Origin of the sequence: Pseudomonas sp. SMV7, from assembly GCF_052041995.1 — a bacterium.
GTDB lineage: Bacteria > Pseudomonadota > Gammaproteobacteria > Pseudomonadales > Pseudomonadaceae > Aquipseudomonas.
In genome coordinates this window covers 79,315-96,095 of sequence record NZ_JBKGGT010000008.1, presented here as the reverse complement: position 1 = coordinate 96,095, position 16,781 = coordinate 79,315, and the positions used below count along the sequence as shown (strand labels likewise).

At 68.2% G+C, this 16,781-nt stretch carries 4 protein-coding genes; 3 read left to right on the top strand and 1 reads right to left on the bottom strand.

The window, feature by feature from the left end; all coding sequences use genetic code 11:
- Window positions 1-159: 159 nt before the first annotated feature.
- From dsbD to dsbG, 3 genes are read left to right on the top strand one after another with little or no spacing between them, the layout of a single operon-like run.
- The gene (gene dsbD, locus ACLEJP_RS12255; RefSeq protein WP_440806721.1) at window positions 160-1,872 is read left to right on the top strand and encodes a protein-disulfide reductase DsbD; all 1,713 of its coding nucleotides are present in this window, start codon (window positions 160-162) and stop codon (window positions 1,870-1,872) included.
- Window positions 1,872-2,708 (top strand): prolipoprotein diacylglyceryl transferase family protein, encoded by an 837-nt coding sequence (locus ACLEJP_RS12250; RefSeq protein ID WP_440806720.1) that lies wholly within the window; start codon window positions 1,872-1,874, stop codon window positions 2,706-2,708. Before dsbD ends, ACLEJP_RS12250 begins: the two co-directional genes overlap by 1 nt.
- 1 nt (window position 2,709) lies before the next feature.
- Window positions 2,710-3,468, top strand: coding sequence for a thiol:disulfide interchange protein DsbG (dsbG, locus tag ACLEJP_RS12245; protein ID WP_440806718.1), 759 nt, complete (start codon window positions 2,710-2,712; stop codon window positions 3,466-3,468).
- Window positions 3,469-3,650: 182 nt separating this feature from the next.
- Here dsbG and ACLEJP_RS12240 read toward each other — a convergent pair whose 3' ends face one another.
- Window positions 3,651-16,604 (bottom strand): non-ribosomal peptide synthetase, encoded by a 12,954-nt coding sequence (locus ACLEJP_RS12240; RefSeq protein WP_440806716.1) that lies wholly within the window; start codon window positions 16,602-16,604, stop codon window positions 3,651-3,653.
- Window positions 16,605-16,781 lie beyond the last annotated feature (177 nt).

The window sequence follows — 16,781 nt, the reverse complement described above, 5'->3', positions numbered from 1 at the left end:
GATCATGCTGCAATGCAACCATTGCCGTGTCGGCATGGCAAGTGCGGTTGATGGTGTCGCGCCGGGGTACGCACCGCCGCTTGCAGAACAAAGGGTTAACCCTGGGTTAATCGACCCACGCCAGCATGGCCCCATTCCTCGATCTGCCAAGGCGAAGACATGCGCATCCTCCTGCTGTTCCTGACATTGCTGCTGGCCGGCCCGTTGCAGGCCAACCCGTTCGACGTCAAACCTGACTTCCTGCCAGTCGACCAAGCCTTCGTGCTGACCCACAACCGCCAGGCCGACGGCCAGATGCGCCTGTACTTCCAGATCAAGCCGGGCTACTACCTGTACCAGAAACGCCTGAAGTTCGACGGCCTGCCCGTCGAACAACACCCGCAGCTGCCACCCGCCCTCAACCACCACGATGAGTTCTTTGGCGACAGTGCGGTGTACCGCGACCAGCTCGAACTGCTGCTGCCCGCCAGCGCCCAGGGCCAGCTGCGCCTGGGCTGGCAGGGCTGTGCCGATGCCGGCCTGTGCTACCCGCCGCAAACCACGCTGATCGACCTGGGTGGCAGCGTGACGCCGGCAGCCGGGCAAGCCAGTGACCAGGCCCTGGCCAGCGACCTGCAACAGGGCCACCTGGCCTGGAGCCTGCTGGCGTTCTTCGGCCTTGGCCTGTTGCTGGCCTTTACCCCCTGCTCGTTGCCGATGCTGCCGATCCTCGCCGGGCTGGTGCTGGGCAATGGCGCCAGTGCCCGACGCGGCTGGATGCTGGCCGGGGTCTATGTGTTGAGCATGGCGCTGGTGTACGCCGCCCTGGGTGTGGTCGCCGCGCTGCTGGGTGCCAGCTTGCAGGCCTGGCTGCAGCAACCCTGGCTGCTGGGCAGCCTGGCGGCGCTGTTCGTGCTCCTGGCCTTGCCCATGTTCGGCGCCTTCGAACTGCAACTGCCCGCCGCCCTGCGCGACCGCCTGGACCGCGCCGGGCGCGGCACGCAGGGCGGCAACCTGTATGGCGCGGCCCTGCTCGGCGCGCTGTCCGGGTTGCTGATGGGCCCGTGCATGACCGCACCATTGGCGGGTGCGCTGCTGTACATCGCGCAGAGCGGCGATGTGTTGCAGGGGGCGCTGGTGCTGTTCAGCCTTGGCCTGGGCATGGGCGTGCCGCTGTTGTTGCTGGTGACCTTGGGCAACCGCTACCTGCCACGCCCGGGTGCCTGGATGAACCGGGTCAAGGGCGTGTTCGGCTTCGTCTTCCTTGGCATGGCGCTGTACACCGTGCGCGGCCTGCTGCCCGCCGCACTGCTGCTGGCCCTCAGCGGCGGCCTGCTGATCACGCTGGCCTGGGCCGCCTGGCCGGCCCTGCAGCGGCAGCCGGCATTGCGCGCCATTCCGCTACTGGGCGCCCTCTGGGGCGGCCTGCTGCTGGTGGGCGCGGCGGCCGGTGGCGACGACCTCTGGCAGCCGCTGCGCCCGTTCACCGGCGGTGCTGCGCCGGCCGCCGGCCAGCACGCCGAAGCCACCTTGGTCACCGTCAGCCGCCCCGAAGACCTGCAACGCGAACTGGATGCTGCCAAGGCGCGTGGCCAGTGGGTGATGCTCGACTACTATGCCGACTGGTGCGTGTCGTGCAAGGTCATGGAAAAACAGGTGTTCGCCCGCAGCGACGTACAGGCCGCCCTGGCCGGCGTGCACCTGCTGCGCCTGGACGTGACCGCCGACTCCCCTGCCAGCCAGGCCCTGCTGCAGCGCTACCAGGTCCCCGGCCCACCCAGCATCATCTGGATCGGCCCGGAAGGCGACGAACGCCGCGCACGGCGCCTCACTGGTGAAGTGGATGCGGCCGCGTTCCTGCAACACTGGACCCAGACCAGGAGCCAAGGCTGATGCTGACCGTAACCCTCGGGCCACTGACCATGGCCCTCAACCACCTGCTGATGCTCAGCGCGCTGGTGATCGCCAGCGTGGTCGGCTGGTGGGTCGCCCGGCGTGGCGGCGAAAGCCCTGAATCGGCGCTGTTCAACCTGTTCCTGATCGGCCTGTTGTGTGCACGCGCCGGCTTCGTGCTGGCCTACTGGCCGATGTACCAGGACGACCCGCTGCAGATCATCGACATCCGTGATGGTGGCTTCCTGTTCTGGTCAGGCCTTGCCGGTATCGTGCTCGGTGCCTTTTGGCAGGGCTGGCGCCACCCCGGCCTGCGTCGCCCGCTGGGCTGGGCGCTGTTCAGCGGCGCGCTGTTCTGGAGCCTGGCCAGCCTCGCCGGGCACTTGTACAGCAAAGGCACCGAGCTGCCCGAACTGAGCCTGCGCAATGCCGCCGGGCAATCCGTGGCACTGCACGGCTACCGTGGCCAGCCACTGGTGATCAACCTCTGGGCCACCTGGTGCCCACCCTGTCGGCGCGAGATGCCGGTGCTGCAACAGGCGCAAGGCGACTACCCGCATGTGACCTTCCTGTTCGTCAACCAGGGCGAGACCCCGGAAAATGTCAGCACCTTCCTCGCCACCACCGGCCTGAGCCTGACCCATGTGCTGTTCGACGGTAGCGGCCTGCTGGCCCAGCGCGTCGGTTCCATGGCCCTGCCCACCACCCTGTTCTATGACGCCGACGGGCGGCTGATCGGCAGCCACCTCGGCGAGCTGTCCCGGGCCAGCCTGCGCCACGCCCTGGAGCCTTTCGACCGGGCCGCCGCGCCCGCCCCTGCCGCACAAGGAAACTGACATGCGACTGACTGCCCTGCTGCCCCTGTCCCTGGCCCTGCTGGCTGCCCCGGCCTTGCACGCCGAAGAGCTGCCCAAGGCGATTCAGCAACTGCAAGCCAAGGGCGCCGAGATCAAAGGCAGCTTCGACGCCCCCAACGGCCTGCGCGGGTATGCCGCCGAGTACCAGAACAATGGCCTGGCGCTGTACCTCACCCCTGACGGCAAGCACGTACTGGTCGGCAGCCTGTTCGACGAACAGGGCAACGACCTCAGTGCCGAGCCGCTGAAAAAGCTGGTGTATGCGCCGATGAGCAAGGAAATCTGGGCGAAGATGGAGAAAACCTCCTGGATCGCCGACGGCAAGGACGATGCGCCGCGCAAGGTGTACCTGTTCAGCGACCCCAACTGCCCGTACTGCAACATGTTCTGGGAACAGGCGCGGCCGTGGGTGGAGTCGGGCAAGGTGCAGTTGCGCCACATCATGGTCGGCATCATCCGCGCGGACAGCCCGGGCAAGTCGGCGGCGCTGCTGGCGGCGAAAGACCCGGCCAAGGCGCTGCACGAGCACGAGAAGGCCGGCAAGGCGAGCACGCTGAAGCCGCTGGACCAGGTGCCGGAAGCGGTGCAGCAGAAACTGGCCGCGAACATGGCATTGATGGAAGAAATGGGGCTGCAGGCAACCCCGGCGATCTTCTATCAGGATGAGCAGGGCAACCTGCAGAACCAGCAAGGCGCACCACGGCCGGAACTGCTGGGCAAGATTCTCGGCAAGCGCTGAGCGATTGGCCGCCCGTTCCGGCCTATTCGCGGGCACGCCCGCTGCCCCAGGTGCAGCGCCGCTCACAAGGCCGGTGCAATACCTGTGGGAGCGGGTTCACCCGCGCAGAATCCAGCGCGCTGCATGGCACCGGCTGCGCCGGTGTTCGCGGGTAAACCCGCTCCCACAGGGACCTATTCAGGTCACAACCCCTCAAGCTCGGCCATCAGGTCACTCAGCCGGTCGACCTTGGCCTCATCCAGCGCACTGCCCTGCAGGCCCTGCACATATTCGGCCAGCTCAGCCACCGTGCTGCACTCGAACATCGCCCGCAACGGCACATTCAGTTGCAGCTGCTTCTGCACCCGCGAGGCGATCTGCGTGGCCAGCAGCGAATGCCCGCCCAGCTCGAAGAAGTTGTCGTGCATCCCCACCCGCTCGACCTTGAGTACATCGGCCCAGATTTCCGCCAGCAGCACCTCCAGCTCATTGCGCGGGGCCTGGTACGCCTGGCTGTGCTGGCCGCCGATGTCGATGGCCGGCAAGGCGTTGCGGTCGAGCTTGCCGTTGGCGTTGTGTGGCAGGCTGTCGAACCAGCCCCAGTGCAGCGGTACCATGTACTCCGGCAACTCGGCCCGCAGGCGCTGCTTGAGCTGCTCCAGCAACGCAGCATCGGCGCTGAAGCCCTGGTGCGGCACCAGGTAGCCGACCAGGTGCTTGCCATTGGCGCCCTCCTGCACGCCAACGGCGGCATCGCGGATCTCGACCTGCTCGTGCAGGCGCGCCTCGATCTCGCCCAGTTCGATGCGGTAGCCACGAATCTTCACCTGATGGTCGATGCGCCCGATGTACTCGAACACGCCATCCGGGCGCTGCCGCGCCAGGTCACCGGTGCGGTACAAGCGCTCGCCTGCGGCGCCATGGGGATGGGGGACGAACGCCAGCGCGGTACGCACCGGGTCGCCGACATAACCACGGCCAACACCGGTGCCGGCCACGCACAGCTCACCCACCGCGCCCAACGGCACCAACGCCTGCTCGCCGTCGAACAGGTAAAGGCGGTTGTTGTCGGTCGGGCGGCCAATCGGCAGGTAGCTGCCGTGGGTCGAGGCGGCATCGACGCGGAAGAATGCCACGTCGTCGGAGCACTCCGCCGGGCCGTAGGCGTTGACCAGGCCGATCTGCGGGTAACGCTGCAGCCATTGCCCGGCCAGCTCCGGTGGCATGGCTTCGCCGGTCGGCAGCATCCAGCGCAGGCCGTCGAGGGCCTGATGGTCGCTGGCCAGCATGCCCTGGATCAGCGACGGCACGCTTTCCAGCACACTGATACCGGTGGCCTGTACATGCGCCAGCAGGGCCTGCGGGTCATGGGCGATGGCGTTCGGCACGATCTCCAGCCTGGCGCCGAACAGCGGTGCGGCAAGGAACTGCCATACCGAAATGTCGAAGCTCTGCGAGGCGGTCTGGGCGATCACGTCGTGCTCGCTGAGCGCCAGGTAGGGTACCTTGCTCAGCTGGTTGTTGAGCATGCCGCGCTGCTCGACCATCACCCCTTTCGGCAGGCCGGTGGAGCCTGAGGTGTAGATCACGTAGGCAAGGTTGCCCGGCGCGCTGTAGATACCGGGGTTGTGGCTGGCCAGCGGGCAGGCCTGGGTGTCTTCCCACACCAGCAATTGCGGGCGTGCCGGCGCCTCCAGCGTTTCCAGCAACTGCCGAGCTTGCCCGGCACAGGCCGCGCTGCACACCAGCACGGGGGTTCGGCTGCGCTGGATGATGCTTTGCAGGCGCGCCGATGGCAGGCCCGGGTCCAGCGGCAGGTAGCCGGCACCGGCCTTGAAGCTGCCGACGATCATGCCCAGCAATGGCAGCCCGCGCTCGGCCAGCAGCGCCACTGGCTGGTCAACCCGTACACCCGCCGCAATCAAGGCATGGCCCAGGCGGTTGGCCGCCAGGTTCAACCCGGCATAGTCATAGCTCGCCTCCAGGCAGCGCGCCACGGTACGTTGCGGGTGTGCAGCGACCTGCGCCTCGAACTGGGCGATGTAGCTCTGCTCCAGCGGGTAGGCCCGCGTAGTGCGGTTGCAGTCCTCGAGCAGGAAGCGCTGTTCCTCGGCGCCCAGCAGCGGCAGCGCACTTACCTCCCCGGCAAAACCTTGCACCAGCGCCAGCAGCAGGCGCTTGAACTCGGCCAGCAGGCGCTCGACGGTCGGGTAGTCGAAGTAACGCTGGTCGAACGACAGGTGCAGGCCAAGCTCATCGCCCGGGTAGCACACCGCCGTCAACGGGAAGTTGGTGTGGGTGCGGCCCGAGTCGGAACTGGCGTTCAGGTGCTGGGCATGGTCGAGCACGGCGGTTTCGACTGGCGCGTTCTCGAACACGAACAGGCTGTCGAACAGCGGCTGGCCCTTGGGCAGCTCGCTGCATTCCTGAATCGCCACCAGCGGCAGGTATTCGTACTCGCGCAGTTCCATGTTGCGCTCCAGCAAGCCTTGCAACCACTGGCGCACGCTGCAGCGCTGGCCGGCCGCCGGCAACTGCACGCGCAGGGCGACGCTGTTGATGAACAGGCCGACCGTGCGCTGCATCTGCGGCAGGCTCACCGGCCGCCCGGCCACGGTCACGCCAAACACCACGTCGCGGTCGCCGCTGTAGCGCGCCAGCACCAGGGCCCAGGCCGCCTGGGCAAACGTGTTGACGGTAAGCTGGTGGGCCTGGGCCAGTTCACGCAGGCGCACGCCGTCGTCTGCCGCCAGGCGGGTGTAGCAGTCGCCGACGAGCATGCCGCTGCCGGCATGCTCATGGCGTAGCGGGCGGTCGCTGGGGATGGCGGTGGCGCGTTCGAAACCAGCCAGGCTGGCCTGCCACCAGGCGCGGGCATCGTCCAGGCCCTGGCGTTGCAGCCAGCCGATGTAGTCGCGGTAGCGTGGCGGCACAGGCAGTTGCGCCTGACGGCCCTCACCGAGGGCCTGGTAGATTTCGAAGAAATCGTTCATCAACAGCGAGCGGCACCAGGCATCGATCAGGATGTGGTGATTGCTCATCACGAACCAGTAGCGCTCGTCGGCCACCCGCACCAGGCGCAGGTGGAACGGCGCTTCGCTGAGCAAGGCGAAGCCAGCCTCGCGCTCCTGCTTGTGCAGGGCCTGCAGGCGCTGCTCCTGGGCACCCTCATCGAGGTCGCGCCAGTCCTGGTAGTCCAGCGGCGTGTTGCCCGGTTTGTGGATGATCTGCAGCATCGCCTCGCCGGTATTCCAGCTGAACGATGCGCGTAGCGCCTCGTGCCGTGCCACCACGGCTTGCCAGGCCTGGGCGAAGCGCTCGGGATCAAGGGCGCTGTTGATGCGATAACGGTCCTGCATGTAGTAGAGGCCGGTGCCCGGCTCCAGCAGGGTGTGCAGCAACATGCCTTCCTGCATCGGCGTCAGCGGGTAGACATCCTCGATCTGCGCAGCCGGCACCGGCAAGGCGTCGATCTGCGCCTGGGTCAGGTGCGCCAGCGGGAAGTCGGACGGCGTGAAGCTGCCGTTGCCATCGGCCAGGCAATGCTCGACCAGCGCCAGCAGTTCCTGGCGATAGGCCTCGGCCAGGCTGGCGATGGTGCGCTCGTCATAGCGCTCGGTGCTGTACGTCCAGCGCAATTGCAGGGCACCGCCATACACCTGGCCATCGACACTCAACCAGTTGGGCAGCGGCGCATCGGCAGCGTGGGCCTGGCCGGCCGGGGCGTCCAGCGGCTGGAACAGCGCCGCGCGGTCAAACTGCTGGTCGAACTGGCCCAGGTAGTTGAAGGTGATACGCGCCTGCGGCAAGGCCGCCATCTGCTCGCGCAGCGTCGTATCGGCCAGGTAGCGCAGCACGCCGTAGCCAAGGCCTTGGTGCGGCACCTGGCGCAGTTGCTCCTTGATGCACTTGATCGAAGCGGCCCGCGCCGCATCGTCCTCGCCCGGCAGCGGGCGCAGGCTGAGTGGGTAGGCATTGGTGAACCAGCCGACGCTGCGGGTCAGGTCCATGTCTTCGAACAGCCCGTCGCGGCCATGGCCCTCCAGTTGCACCAGCACCGCCTCATCGCCGCTCCAGCGGCACAAGGTACGCGCCAGCGCGGTCAGCAGCAGGTCGTTGACCTGGGTGTGATACGCCGCTGGCGCCTGCTGCAGCAAGTGCCGGGTCTGCTGCGCATCCAGGCTGATGGCCAGGGTACGGGCGTGGCGCTGCAGGTTGCCGCCCTGCGGGTGATCGCAGGGCAGTTCGCGGCGCACGCCCGCCAACTGGCCTTGCCACCAGCCGAGCTCGTCGCGCAGCGAATCGCTGCCGGCATAGCTGGCCAGGCGGGCCGCCCAGTCGCCCATGGCGTGTGTCTTGGCCGGTAGCGGCTGGCCACGGTACAACGCCTGCAGGTCCTCCAGCAGTACCCGCCAGGACACGCCATCCACCACCAGGTGATGGATCGCCAGCAACAGGCGCTGGCTGCCCTGCCCGTCACGCACCAGCAAGGCACGCAGCAGTGGCCCCTGCTGCAGGTCGAGACTGCGTTGCAGGTCGGTGTACAGCGCCTGGCAATCGGCGAAGTCGGCAACCGTCGCGCTCCACAGCAATTGCCCGGCGTCAGGCTGGGCGTACGCGGCCTGCCAGCGGCCGTTGGCCTCGCTGAAGCGCAGGCGCAGGCTGTCGTGGTGCCGCACCAGGGCGGCGAGTGCCTGTTCCAGTACCGCTTCGTCCAGCGTCTGGCGGGCTTGCAGCAACACCGCCTGGTTCCAGTGCTGCGGCTGCGCCAGGTCGGTGTCGAAGAACCAGTGCTGGATCGGGGTCAGGCCGACCTGTCCCTGGCGCAGGCCCTGGTCGATGCTGCTGGTGGCTTCGCTGTGGCGAACGACGGCCGCCAAGGCCTGGATGGTCTGGTGCTGGAACAGGTCGCGCGGGGTGAACTGCAAGCCGGCCTGGCGGGCCCGGCTGACCACCTGGATCGACAGAATCGAATCGCCGCCCAGTTCGAAGAAGTTGTCCTGCACGCCGACCCGGGCAAGGCTCAGCACGTCGCACCAGATCTGCGCCAGTTGCGCTTCAACCGCATTGCCAGGGGCCTGGTAGTGCTGGCGCGCCTGCTCCAGGTCCGGCAGCGGCAGCGCGCGGCGGTCGAGTTTGCCGTTGCCCGTCAGCGGCAGGCGGTCGAGCAGGACCAGGTGCGCAGGCACCATGTAGTCCGGCAGGTGCCGTCGGGCATCGGCCTTCACCGCTTCACGCAGCCGGCCCTGGGCTGCGCTGTCGGCCGCCGCCTGCCGGCACACCAGGTAACCCACCAGTTGCTTGCCACCCGGCAAGTCGAGGGCCAGCACCACGGCTTCGTCGACGTCGGCATGTGCCTGCAGGCGGCTTTCGATTTCCCCGAGTTCAATGCGGAAGCCGCGAATCTTCACCTGCTGGTCGGCACGGCCAACGTACTCGACCAGGCCATCGCTGCCCAGGCGCACCAGGTCGCCGGTGCGGTACAGGCGCCCTCCTGCGCCGCTGAACGGGTCGGCGACGAAGCGCTCGGCGCTGAGCCCGGGGCGGTCGTGGTAACCCTGGGCCAGGCCGGCACCGCCTACATACAGTTCACCGATGCCGCCTTGCGGCAACAGGGCAAGGTTCTCGTCGAGGATATAGGCCGTGCGGCTGCCGACGACACGCCCGATCGGCACGCTACCGAGGTCTGCCGGCAACGTTTCCGGCGCCAGGCAGGCCAGCGGCATGACCACGGTTTCGGTCGGGCCGTAGGCGTTGAACAGCTGCTGCGGCGCAAAGGCCTCGCGAATACGCTGCACATGCTCGCCGGTCAACGCTTCGCCACCGGTAATCACCAGGCGTACCGGCAACTGCTCGCCGTGCCCGGCCAGGTACTGCGCCAACTGGCTGCCATAGCTGGGCGTGAAGCCGAGGATACTGACCTGTTGTTCACGCACCAGCTGGCAGATGTCTTCTGCGCCCCACTGCCCCTGGGCGCGCAGCACCACACGAGCGCCGCACAACAGCGGCGCCCACAGGCGCTCGCTGGCAGCATCGAAGTTGATCGAGTAGAAGTGCAGTTCGCAGTCGTCACTGCGCATGCCAAATGCCGAGATCACCGCCTGGCAGTGCATGGCGAATTCGCCGTGGCTGACGATTACCCCCTTGGGCTTGCCGGTGGAGCCGGAGGTATAGATCAGGTAGGCCTGGTGCTGCGCCAGGTTGCGATTGTCCAGCGGCGCAGCGCTGTAGGCCGACAGGCTGGCAGTGTCGTCTTCCAGGCTCCAGCACGCCACCCCTGCGGGCAGCTCGCCGAGGCTTTGCAGCAGCGCGCGCTGGCTCAGCAGCAGGCCGATGCGGCTGTCTTCGATCATGTAGCGCAGGCGGTCGAGCGGGTACTCCGGGTCGAGCGGCACGTAGGCGCCGCCGGCCTTGAGGATGGCCAGCAAGCCGACCACCATGTGCGACGAGCGCTCCAGCGCCAGGCCCACGCGCACCTGCGGGCCGACCCCGCGCTCGCGCAGGGCGCGGGCCAGGCGGTTGGCTTGCTGGTCGAGCTCGGCATAGGTGAGGTGCTGCCCGGCAAAAGTCAGCGCAACGGCGTGCGGGGTGCGCGCCGCCTGGGCGGCGAACAGGCCATGCAAGGTCTGGTCGAGGCCGGGCGCATGCTCGCCTTGCAACTGGCCCGCCAGCACCTGCTGTTCGGCGCGGCCCAGCATCGGCAGCTCGCACAGGCGCTGCTGTGGGTCGTCCAGCAGGCCGCCCAGCAACTGCTGCCAGTGCGCGGCCATGCGCGCGATGCGCGGCTCGTCGAACAGGTCGCGGCTGTACGTCAGGCAGCAGCCCAGGCGGCCGTCAAGGTCGGTCACCTCCAGGTACAGGTCGAACTTGGTGGCGCTGGCATCGTTGACCAGGTAGTCCACCTGCATGCCGGCCAGCGTACGGCTTTGCTGGAAGGCCCAGCGCTGGACGTTGCACATCACCTGGAACAGCGGGTTGTAGGCGCTGCTGCGCGGTGGCTGCAGGGCCTCCACCAGTTGCTCGAACGGCAGGTCCTGGTGCGACTGGCCTTCGATGGCCGCCAGGCGCACCTGCTCCAGCAAGGCATGGGCCGTCATCTGCCCGTCCACCTCGCAGCGCAGCACCTGGGTGTTGAGGAATGCGCCGATCAGGCCTTCGCTTTCCGGGCGTATGCGGTTGGCCACCGGCGCGCCGATGCGCAAGTCATGCTGGCCACTGTAGCGGTGCAGCAAGGCGGCCAGGGTGGCGGTCACGGTCATGAACAGGGTCAGCCCGCGCTGGCGGTTGAAGGCGTGTACGCGGGCGACCAGCGCCGGGTCCAGTTCGAAGCGGTACAGCTCGCCACGGTGGCTTTGCACCGGCGGGCGTGGGCGGTCGGCGGGCAACGCCAGCACCGGGTGCTCATCGCCCAGGCGCGCCTGCCAGTAGGCCAGCTGGCGCGCCCCCTCGCCGCTTTCCAGCCATTGCCGTTGCCACACGCTGTAGTCCAGGTACTGCACCGGCAGCGGCGGCAGTGGCGATTCGCGGTCATCGACGAACGCCTCGTACAGCTCGCCCAGTTCGCGGGCAAAGATGTCCATGGCCCAGCCTTCGGTGACGATGTGGTGCAGGGTCAGCACGAAGAAATGCTCGCGCTCTTCGGCCTTGACCAGGCAGGCGCGCAGCAGCGGGCCGCGCTCCAGGTCGAAGGGCTGGTGCGCCTGGTCGTCGGCCAATTGGCGCAGGCGTTGCTGGCGGGCTTCGGCAGGCAATGCGCTGAAGTCCTGCCAGTCCAGCTGCAGGCGGCCATCTTGTGCCACGCACTGGTACGGCACGCCGTCAATGCTGGGGAAGGTGGTACGCAGGGTTTCATGACGCACCACCAGCGCCTGCAACGCACGCTCGAAGGCTTCCACATGCAGGGTACCGCGCAGGCGTGCCATGCCGCCGACGTTGTACGCCGGGCTGTCCGGCGCCATCTGCCAGAGGAACCACATGCGCTGCTGCGAGTACGACAGCGGCACTGCCTGACGGCGGTCGACGCGGGCGATTTCGCCTTGCAGGTTGCGCTCGCCGGCAGCACGGATACGCGCGATCTCGGCACAGAAGGCGCCCAGCTCGCTGGCCTCGAACAGGGCCTTGAGCGGCAACTCGACATCGCACGCCTGGCGCGTGCGCGAAACGATCTGGGTGGCCAGCAGCGAGTGGCCGCCGAGGGCGAAGAAGTCGTCCTGCAGGCCGACGCGCGGCAGGTTCAGCACTTCGCACCAGATGGCCGCGACCTGCTGCTGCAATGCGCTGTGTGGCGCGACGTGCTCACGCTGCTGCCACACCGGGGCCGGCAGCGCCTTGCGCTCGACCTTGCCGCTGGGGCCCAGCGGCATCTGCGCCAGCGGCACCAGTTGTGCCGGCACCATATAAGCTGGCAGCTGCCCGGCCAGCACCGCCAGCAACTCGGCTGGCTGGGCGCTGCCGCAGTAGTAGCCGACCAGTTGCGCGCCGACGGCATCCTGGTGCACCAGCACCAGCGCCTGTTCGACATTGGCTTGCGCCAGCAGGCAGGCCTGGACCTCCTCGGGCTCGACCCGGAAGCCACGCACCTTGACCTGCTGGTCGAGGCGGCCCAGGTACTCCAGGGCCTCGGTCTGTACCTGCCAGCGGGCACGGTCGCCGCTGCGGTACAGGCGTTCGCCATGGCCATCGACCCGGGGCACGAAGCGCTCGGCGGTAAGGCCCGGGCGGCCCAGGTAGCCACGCGCCAGGCCGGTACCGCCAAGGTACAGCTCGCCCGGCACGCCGGGGGCAGTGAGCTCAAGTTCGTCGTCCAGCACCCGGCACAGCACGTTGGCCAACGGCCGGCCGATTGGCGAACGCTCACCATCGGTCGCCTGGCAGTGCCAATGGGTGACGTTGATGGCGGTTTCGGTCGGGCCGTAACGGTTGTGCAACTGCGCCTGCGGCAGCACCTGCAGCACCCGGTCACGCAACGCCGCGGGCAGCGCCTCGCCCCCGGAAAACACCCGGCGCAGGCTGGTGCAGGCCTGCGCCAGCGGTTCCTGGATGAAGACCTGCAGCAGAGGCGGCACGAAATGCAGCGTGGTCACGCCATGGGCCTGCACCAACGCGGCGATGCGCTGGGGGTCGCGGTGCTCGCCGGGGCCGGCGAGCACCAGCTTGCAGCCGGTGACCAGCGGCCAGAAGCATTCCCACACCGAAACATCGAAGCTGACCGGCGCCTTTTGCATCAGCACGTCGCTGTCGTTCAGCGCATAAGTGCTCTGCATCCACTGCAGGCGTTCGGCCAACGCCGCGTGGGTGTTGCCTACGCCCTTAGGTCGGCCGGTGGAGCCGGAGGTATAGATCACGTACGCCAGGTTGTCGCCGTGCAAATGCAGCCCTGGCGCATGGCTGGGCCAGCTGTCCAGGTGCAGCTGGTCGAGGGCGATGGCGCTGACCCCGTCGACCTGCGGCAGCTGGCCCAGCAGGCCGCTGTGGCTCAGCAGCAGGCGGGCACCGCAGTCGGCAAGCATATAGGCCAGGCGCTCGGCCGGGTAATCGACGTCCAGCGGCACATAGGCACCGCCGGCCTTGAGAATCGCCAGCAGGCCGACCAGCAATTGCGGCGAGCGTTCGATGGCAATGGCCACGCAGATATCGGGGCCGACCCCCTTGTCGCGCAGGTAATGGGCCAGGCGGTTGGCTTGCTGGTGCAGCTCGGCATAGTCCAGGCTGCCCCCTTCCCAGACCAGCGCGGTGCGCTGCGGGGTGTTGCGCGCCTGTTCATTGAGCTGCTCGACCAGCAGGCACTGCGGCGCTACGGCCGGTGCCTGGCCCCAACCCAGCAGTTGCCTGCGGCCGTGCTCGTCGAGCAACTGCACCTCGCCAAGGGCCCGCTGCGGCGCAGCGCACACCTGCTCCAGCAGGGCCAGCAGGTGCTCGGCCAGGCGTTTGATGGTAGCGGCTTCGAACAGGCCGGCGGCGTAGTCGAAGGCCAGGCTCAGGCGGCCCTGGTGGTCCTCCTCGCTGTGCAACTGCAAATCGAACTTGGCCTCGCGGCTGTGCCACGGCAACTCCTCGGCCAGCAGGCCCGGCAGGCGGCGCAGGGCCGACAGGTCGCGTTGCTGGTGGTTGAACATGACCTGGAACAGGCCTTGCTCGCGGGCCGCGGGCAAGGCTTCGACCAGTTGCTCGAACGGCAGGTCCTGGTTGGCCTGGGCTTCCAGGGTGGCTTGGCGCACCTGGGCCAGCAACTGGCTGAACGGCAGGCGGCCATCGAGTTGCGCGCGCATCACCTGGGTATTGATGAAGAAGCCGACCAGGCCTTGGGTTTCCAGACGCGGGCGGTTGGCGTTGGGCACGCCGACGCGGATGTCGGCCTGGCCGCTGTAGCGGTACAGCAGCGCCTGCCAGCCGGCCAGCAAGACCATGAACAGGCTGGCTTGCTGCTCACGTGCCAGGCCCCTCATTGCCTCGCTGAGGCCAGCCGGCACCTTCACCTGCAACCGCGCTGCCCGGTGGTCGCGCTGGCTGGTGCGCGGCTGGTCGGTGCACAAGTCGAGCACTGGCGTTTCCTCGCCCAGGCGCGCCTGCCAGTAGCGCAGCTGGCGCTCGGCCTCGCCTTCCGCCAGCCACTGCCGCTGCCAACTACCGTAGTCGGCGTATCCCAGGGGCAACGGCGCCAGGTTGGCCTCCAGGCCCTGGCAGCGGGCAGCGTACAACCTGGCAAATTCATCCAGCAGGATATTCAGTGACCAGCCATCCGCGACGATGTGGTGCAGGGTCACCCACAGCTGATGGTCTTCCTCGCCCAGGCGCGCCAGGGTGACCCGCAGCAGCGGGCCCCGGGTCAGGTCGAAGGGCTGGCAGGCTTCCGTCTCGCGCTGGGTGGCAACCTGTGCGGGTGCCTGGCCTTCGAGGTCCAGGCGGCGCAGCTGGAATGGCGATGACGGCAGGATGCGTTGCAGGGCCTGGCCGTGTTCTTCGCTGAACACGGTGCGCAGTGACTCATGGCGCTGCACCAACACCTGGAAGGCCGCTTCCAGGGCAGGTTGGTCCAGCTCGCCACGCAGGTGCAGGCCAGCCGGAATGTTGTAGGCCGCCGCCTGCGGCTGCAATTGCCACAGCAGCCACAAGCGGTTTTGCGCCAAGGACTGGGGCAGTGCCCGGCCCCGCTCCAGCGGGGCGATGGCAGTGGCCCGGGTGCCGTCGACAGCGAGCAGCGCTGCCACTGCCTGGCTGTAGTCGGCCAGCACGGGCGCCTCGAACAACGTGGCCAGGTTGAGCGTGATGCCCAGCTCATCGGCCAGGCGAGCGGTGGCCTGGGTGGCGGCGATGGAGTTGCCGCCCAGCAGCAGGAAGTGGTCGTCTGCCGCCACCGCCTCCACCTCGAGGACGTCGCGCCATACACTGGCGATACGCGCCTGCAACCCCTCAACGCTTGCCGGCCTGGCGTCGGCTACGTCGATACCAGGGAAGCGGGCGTAGCAATCCAGGCTGCCATCCTCCATGCGCAAGCGGCAGGCCGAGCGTTGCAACTTGCCGCTGGAGGTCTTGGGCAACGCACCGGGGTTCAGCAGCAGGACCACCGCCGGGGCCTGGCGGCAGGCGTCAGCGACGACCTGGCGCAGGGTGTTGATCAGGTCGTGGGGCTGGACCGCCTTCTGCACGTTGCGGCTGACTTCCACCGCCACGCCGATGCCCTCCTCGCCCTGGTGCTCGACGGCAAATACTGCCACCCGGCCTTTGCGCAGCACCTCGACTTCGCGTTCGAGGGTTTTTTCCAGGTCCTGCGGGTACAGGTTCTGCCCGCGTACGATCAGCAGGTCCTTCAGGCGTCCGCTGACGAACACTTCGCCGTCACGCAGGAAGCCCAGGTCGCCGGTACGCAACCAGGTCTGGCCGTCCATTTCGACAAAGGTGCGGGCACTGGCTTGCGGGTTGCGCCAGTAGCCCCGGGCGATGCTCGGGCCGCTGGCCCAGATCTCGCCGACCTGGTTGTCACCCAGCGGCTGCAGGCGTTGCGGGTCGACAACACGCAGCGCATGCCCCGGTTGCGGGTAACCGCAGCTCATCAGCACGCTGCCCTGGCCCGGCTCGGCGCGGTTGGCGGCGAAGGCCTCGGCGTCCAGTTCCAGTGCGGCGATACCCTGGCCCCGGCGGCTACCGCTGACGAACAGGGTCGCTTCGGCCAGGCCGTAGCTGGCGAAGAAGCTCTGCGGGTCGAAGCCGCAGGCACGGAACTTGTCGGCGAAGGTGGCCAGGCTGTCCTGGCGGATCGGCTCGGAGCCGGAATAGGCCACGCGCCAGCGGCTCAGGTCGAGCCCGGCCAGGGCGGCCGCGCTGACCCGCTCGCTGCACAGGCGGTAGGCAAAGTCAGGGCCACCGCTGATGGTGCCGCCGTAATCGCTGATGGCCTGCAACCAGCGCAGCGGCCGGGCCAGGAAATAGCCCGGCGACATCAGCACGCAGGGCACACCGCTGAAGATCGGCTGCAGCAGGCCGCCGATCAGGCCCATGTCGTGGTACAGCGGCAGCCAGCTGACGATCACGTCGTCGGGGTTGAGGTCGATGCCGAAACCGCGGCGGATCAACTCCTCGTTGGCGACCAGGTTGCCATGGCTGACCTGCACGCCCTTGGGCAGCGCGGTGGAGCCGGAGGTGTACTGCAGGAAGGCAATGTCATCCCCCTTCAGGGCCGGCTCGCGCCAGTCCGCAGCCAGCGCCGGGTCGAGGCTGTCGACCGCCAGCAGCGCAGGGGCGTTGGCCCTGCGCAGCGCCTCCAGGCCCTGCAGGCTATCTTGCAGCGCCGCCACGGTCAGCAGCAGGCGCGGTTCGGCGTCGTCGATGATCGACAGCAGGCGTTGCTGGTGGTGCTGGCGCGCCGACTCCGGCGGGTAGGCAGGCACCGCGATGACGCCCGCATACAGGCAGCCGAAGAACGCCGCCACGTAGTCCGGCCCACTGGGGAACAACAGCACCGCACGCTCACCGAAACCGACCCGTGCCTGCAACGCCGCGGCGATGGTGCGCGCACGTTGGTCCAGTTCGCGGTAGCTGAGCACCGCCTGTTCGCCGGGAGCGTCGGCCAGGAAGCGCAAGGCGATCCGGTCCGGGGTCTGTGCGGCGCGTTGGGCCAGGGCCTGGGCCAGCGAGAGCGGGAGTTCGAAGGCGTCCGTCATGGGGTGTTCCTGCCAGTGTCTGGTGGGGGCGGGCCGGCTGCTGCGTGAACGTCGGCGAGCAGCGTACGGCGGCCGGATGTACACAGGGGAACGTATGGGCAGGGGGAGAAATTAGCGGGGCCTGGCTTGCCAGGGGTGGCGCTCGATCTTCCAGGCGCCACACCTCCCAAGGCATAC

Bases quoted from the DNA above. Each gene is read 5' to 3' on its own strand.
- dsbD (WP_440806721.1), top strand. From the start codon at position 160: ATGCGCATCCTCCTGCTGTTCCTGACATTGCTGCTGGCCGGCCCGTTG.
- ACLEJP_RS12250 (WP_440806720.1), top strand. From the start codon at position 1,872: ATGCTGACCGTAACCCTCGGGCCACTGACCATGGCCCTCAACCACCTG.
- dsbG (WP_440806718.1), top strand. From the start codon at position 2,710: ATGCGACTGACTGCCCTGCTGCCCCTGTCCCTGGCCCTGCTGGCTGCC.
- ACLEJP_RS12240 (WP_440806716.1), bottom strand. From the start codon at position 16,604: ATGACGGACGCCTTCGAACTCCCGCTCTCGCTGGCCCAGGCCCTGGCC.